General features: G+C 74.4%; 1 protein-coding gene and 1 pseudogene. Both read right to left on the reverse strand.

Annotated features, from left to right (window positions below; all coding sequences use genetic code 11):
• Window positions 1-188: 188 nt before the first annotated feature.
• On the reverse strand, window positions 189-977 hold the full coding sequence (locus G5C51_RS42110) for an ABC transporter permease (RefSeq protein WP_165246225.1): 789 nt from the start codon (window positions 975-977) through the stop codon (window positions 189-191).
• Window positions 967-1,154 (reverse strand): annotated as a pseudogene (locus tag G5C51_RS42115) (ABC transporter ATP-binding protein); the annotation flags it as partial. The gene G5C51_RS42110 and the pseudogene G5C51_RS42115, both read right to left, overlap by 11 nt.

Genomic DNA, 1,154 nt, shown 5'->3' on the forward strand with positions numbered 1-1,154 from the left:
GCGTACGAGAGGGGTTGCGACCGGGCGAAGTCCTGGGTGGTGCTTTGCTGTCGGCCGGCTGCTTGTCGTCCGTGCAACCGCTGAGCACCGTGTGCGCGGCGGCCGCGGCCGCGCAGGCGACCAAGGTCCGGCGTCGTGGTGCCGGGCCCCTTCCGGTCATGGCTGTCCTTGCGGCCATGGCTCCAGTGTCACATCCGGTCCGACCGTGCCGCCCCGCGGCTCAGCCGCCATGCGGCGAGCGCGGCCGCCGCGGCGGCGAAGAGCAGGAGGGCGCCGCAGGCCGGGAGGGCGGTGGACGTATCGCCGTGGAGGGCCGCGCGGAAGGCGGAGACCGCCCAATAGCCGGGAGAGGCAGGGGCGATGACCTGGACCCAGGCGGGCAGCGTCGCCAGCGGTACGAGGGCGCCGCCGACGGTGCCGAGGATCATGCCGCCGACGTCGTAGCCGAGCGAGAGCTCGCCGAAGCTGCGCGCCGTGACGCCCAGCGCCGCGCCGAGCGCGAGCAGCGCGGTGGTCCAGGAGAGGCAGACCAGGATCAGCAGGGCGGGCGCGAGGACGTCGACGCCGAAGGCCGCGATGCCGACGCCGAGCACCACCGCCTGCTGGGCGAGCAGGGCGGCCATGACGGGTACGGCCTTGCCGGCGAGGAGTTCGGCGGGGCGGGCGGCGGTGGCGCGCATCCGGTCCCAGGTGCGCTGGACGCGCTCGGAGAGCACGGCGCTGCCGACGATGCTCAGGCCGAGGAGCGAGAAGGTGACGAGGGAGCCGATGACTGCCTGCTCGGTGCCGGTCTTCTGGCCCTGAGTGGCGACCAGGAGTGGGCGCATGAGGGCGAGGAAGCCGACGGGGACGATCAGGCGGCTGAGGAGGGGGCCGGGTTCGGCGAGGAGGAGGCGGGTGTTGTGGCGGATTAGGGCGGTGGTGCGGAGGGTGGTCGTGTGAGCGGGGGCGGTGTGCGTTGCGGCTTCAGGCGGCATCGGCGGTCTCCTTCGGCAGCTCCTGTCGGCGGTGAGCCAAGGCGCGGTAGAGGTCGTCGAGGCTCGGGCGGCGCACGTCCACCTCGACGGGGCGGCAGCCGGCGGAGAGCCAACGGGCCAGCTCCGCGGCGGGGTCGGGCACGGCGAGGCTCAGCTCGGCGCCTTGTACGCGGGGGC

This window comes from Streptomyces coryli, assembly GCF_011044975.1.
In the GTDB taxonomy this organism is placed as follows: Bacteria; Actinomycetota; Actinomycetes; order Streptomycetales; family Streptomycetaceae; genus Streptomyces; species Streptomyces coryli.